Origin of the sequence: Bartonella sp. TT121SHDZB (assembly GCF_042193415.1) — a bacterium.
In the GTDB taxonomy this organism is placed as follows: domain Bacteria; phylum Pseudomonadota; class Alphaproteobacteria; order Rhizobiales; family Rhizobiaceae; genus Bartonella.
The window spans coordinates 1-4,598 of the sequence record NZ_JBHILR010000024.1 but is presented as its reverse complement, the minus strand read 5'-3'; the positions used below and the strand labels follow the sequence as shown (position 1 = coordinate 4,598).

General features: G+C 36.4%; 1 protein-coding gene. It reads right to left on the bottom strand.

All coding sequences use genetic code 11. The features are described from left to right. Nucleotides 1-174: 174 nt before the first annotated feature. On the bottom strand, nucleotides 175-4,598 hold a 4,424-nt coding region (locus ACFIKI_RS08205), incomplete at its 5' end, for a type ISP restriction/modification enzyme (protein WP_375666721.1).

Here is a 4,598-nt window from a genome sequence, read left to right as displayed (position 1 = left end):
GGTATAATCTTTTAAAGGCAATCCAAATAAGAGTATCTAAAAGTGCAAATGATTTCTTTTTAGAATAACGCATATAAACACTCTTTTTAAAGATTGTATGTAATCAACTTAACAGGAGAGGTATAGATTATGGTTATAAGATTCTATACCCCTTGTGAGTTTAGCAAGCCAAGTCTATTCAGTTTCTCTTAGTTCTAATTTTGGTAAGTTCTTAACGATTTTCATTGTTTCTAAACTTACTGTAATAACCCTTTGAAATAACTCTAGAGGGTAGGCAGGGTTACCAATGGTTTCAACAGCATAGCGATTGGCATCATTCACAATACCACTCTTTTTATCAGTCTTAACACATTGACGCCCCATAACCCATTCAAGAGCGGGTTTACCATTGACAATATATTCATAAGCTTCAAGAGGGATATCTGTTATGGTAATATTGCCATTGTAAATAACTGTTGATTTATCCTTTTCGGATTTTCCTTTCTCTTTAGCTGCTTTTGCGAATTTCATTTCAGTTACATAATAGAATTTTTCGGGATTAGAGATCTCTGTAACTTTTGGATTACCTTTTTTAAAGGTCACCGGATAAGGCTCTACATCTTCATAATTTACGTGCAAATGACCGAGTTTACGCCCTGCTGTTACAAACTTCCAAAAATCATCAGCACTCTTTACACAAGGGATACGAGGCAACTCTTTAGAGAGGTTATTGACATAACGAGTGCGATAATCTTCTGAATGCAAAATTCCATAAACATAATAAAAGATATCTTCTTTTGTTATATTCTCATTAGGATAAGCGGCTTTAAAATGTGCTAATCCCGCATCTGTAATACCATCACGAACTTTCTTTTTTACATTTGTAGCAAACAAACTCTGGTCATGAGTTTTTTTCTCTTCACAATAGAACATAAGTGGATAGCATTTTGTTGTATCTAATGTGTGATAATTGATTGGTTTATTAGTCATGAGACAGGAAAAATGAGATAGACTTCCTTTACCCGAAATACAAATTCCAAGATTATGCGGAATATCTGAATTAAAAAATTGATGCGTTTGTCCTAGTATCTCATTAAGGAATGGTGATGTATAATGCCACATTGTCATAAACGGGCGATAAAGAACGAGAGCTTTTAGATTTGGTTCAAATTTTGCATCTATCTCTTGCTTCAGTTTGGAGCGAAGCCCCCTAGACCATCCAATTTTTGTAGCATCATAATCAATAATTTCTTTTACAGATATAGACGGATTCTTGGAGATAAGTCGTTTTTGTATATTAAAATATTTGATTGTTTTTTGAATAGATTCATCTAGTGCATCATTCGAAAAATTATAAACCCAAGCATCTCTATTTGATTGTACACCAAGTGAGACTTCTTCAAAAATTTTAGAATCTATAGGGGTACTTTTATCCCCCATAGGTATGAATTGATCAAAATCAGCAATTCTTTGCTTTATCCAATCATGCTTTTCATTAGGCGTAATCTCAATAAACTGTTTGGATTGTATTATTCCTTTTATGCTTTTTAATTTATGTAAGAGATATAATTTCTCCTTTGTAGAAAGGTCATCACCAATATCATGATAGTAAATCTTACACGGTTGTTTTTTATTTGGATTGCGCACAAAAAGAGTTATAACTATTCCACTTTGACTTCCAGAGCCAAAAACATTCCCCCCTTCTTTTGATTGTTCTTTTGATTTTATATTTTTTCGAATATCACCACGAAGATTGATGATATAAATAGCAGAATACTCATTTTGTAAGCATCTTCGCATACCATCCGCAAATATTTTATCTATCCATCCATTTCCAGAAACATAGGCTACAACGCCACCTTTAGAACTTAAACGATTACTAGCCCATCTAATTGCTTGAATATAACTGTTATAAAGCTCTTTACGGTTAGTACCAACATTCAAACCTGATGCATATGTATTTTTGATGCTATCATTAAGAGTATCATAATGGACGTTTGGATTATTATCATTGGCACTTTTTTGACCTGTTGAATAAGGAGGGTTGCCAACAATAACTTGGATATCAGCTTCTTGCTGTTTTTTGCACCGTTCCGAATTCTCAAACATATAGTGTGTGAAGAAATCTTTTTCTTCAAGCATCAAAAACGTATCAGTTAAACAAATTCCTTCAAAAGGGATATACTCACCTTTCATAAGACTATGATAAGTCGATTCAATGTTAATCGCTGCTATGTAATAGGCTAAGAGAACAATCTCATTGGCATGGATATCATGACGGAACTTATATTCCATATCCTCTGGTTTGATGAGATCTGATTGTAAAAGCCGTGTGATAAAGGTCCCAGTTCCCGTGAATGGGTCAAGAATAGAAACACCTCGAGAACTTAGGCTTTGTCCAAACTCTTGCTCTAAAACATCATTAACGGAATGTAAGATAAAATCGACCACTTCAATGGGAGTATAAACAATCCCAAGTTTATCTGTAGTCTTTTTGAATGCTTTGGTAAAAAAATCTTCGTAAAGTCTGATAATAAGATTCTGTTTTGCTCGTGTTTCAATAATACCCTCTGTATCATCCTTTACACTTTGATAAAATTTTTCAAGATCTTTGGCTTCGTCTTTGATATTCATCTTATCAAGTTCTCTTAAGATCTTTTCCATGGCTTGTGAAATGGCATTGTTTTGCACAAACTCATTTCCATCAAACAAGGATTCAAAAATAGGACGTGTCACAAGGTGTTGCGCCAACATCTCAAGTGCATCCTCTTGCTCGATACTGTCATTTAAACCGTTCTTTAATTCTTTATGAAAGGCATCAAAAGCGTGAAAGGCTTCACTCTTTTTATCAGCGAGTATGCTTTTAAGACGGATAATATGATTTTGTGCAATTGCAGCCACATTACCAGCCCATTTTTCCCACTGATTAGGCTCTCCACATTTTTTGACAATGATGGGCTTAATAGCACGCGATAATTCATCAACATAAAACTCGAATTCTTTTTGTCCTCCATACCTATGAGAATTTTTACTTGCTACTGAACCAATATGAAGCCCAGCACTTTCCGATTTCGCGTGGAAAGAGAGTTCGTCAACAACGGCGGTCATTGCTTGTAAAGCAGGGTCAAAAGTGACCCCTACAATCTCAAACACATGACGAACATCTTGGTCCAGCTCTAAGGCTTTTATTTTGTTTTTAAAGTTGTCATCATGAGCACGCAAGGCATTGAGAACTTGCCAGATGACATCATACTTTGTATTGTTTGTTAAAGCCTGTTGTGGTGGAATATTAAAGGGAATACCAACGGGTAAAATAATGTAGCCTGTTGTTTTACCTTCTGCGCGGCGCATCACACGCCCCACCGCCTGTATCACATCCACATGACTTTTACGCGGGTGTAAAAACATAATGGCATCAAGAGCAGGCACATCCACTCCTTCAGACAGACACCGAACATTGGTGAGCACACGGCAGTTATTCTCATCTGTCTCTTCTTTAAGCCAATCAAGTAATTTATTACGATTTTTGCCATTAAAAGATCCATCAATGTGCTTAACATCAAAGATAAGAGAAGTCTTACTTTCGGGAACAAATTTATGATATTCATCAATGGCGTCATTGAATAGTTCGCTAACTAATTGAGACGTCTTGATATTTTTACAAAAAGCCAGAGAACGACGCATAGGTTTTATGCCATCTTCTTCTTTCTTTTCTATTTGGGAAAGTGCTTTGTAGCAGCCAATGATTTTGGTTGTATCATCAAGAATAAGTTCGGAATTTTTATCTTTAAGCCGCTTCTGAATCGTTGCATTGATAATTGCTTCATCAACAGCTAAGACGATAACTTTATAAGGTGTTAAAAGCTTATCTTTTAGAGCTTTTGAAAAAGTATAAGTGTAAAGATTTTTCCCATAGAGCTCTTCATCATCCATGGACGCTAGAACGGCATCAGATGCGTCAGCCTTTTTTTTCAGTTTGTCGGTAAAGATCTTGGGCGTTGCTGTCATATAGAGACGTTTTTTACCCCGAATGATACTGTTATCATGAACCTTGATAAATTCAGATTCATGCTTGTCTGTTCCCAACACAACACCCGTTGTTCTATGTGCTTCATCGCAAATGATTAAATCAAATTCGGGTAAATCATGGTCTTTTTGTGCATCCGAAATCACTTGAATGGAATGGTAAGTCGAAAAGACCACCGTCATCACATCAAGAGAGGTTTTATTGGCTTTACGTGCAAGCTCTTGTGCATCCGTTGTAGCAGGCAAGGCAAGATCAGAGGCATCAAGAGCCGCCTCATCATCATTTTGTTTTTTACGACGCTTTCCCACTTGTGTATCTGAACATACCGCAAAGGAACGCAAGGGGATTTCTGTATCAAGGGTCCATTCACGGATTGTTTGTGACATCAAAGCAAGGGAGGGCACCAAAAACAACACACGCTTGCCTTTTCCTGCTATGGTCTCTGCTATCTTCAAACTGGTGAAAGTCTTGCCCGTTCCACATGCCATAATAAGCTTGCCACGGTCTGCTTCTTTTAAACCTTCACAGACTTTCTCAAGGGCTTCTTTTTGATGATCTAAAAGCTTTTTTTTGGGTTGCTCTTTAAGAACGG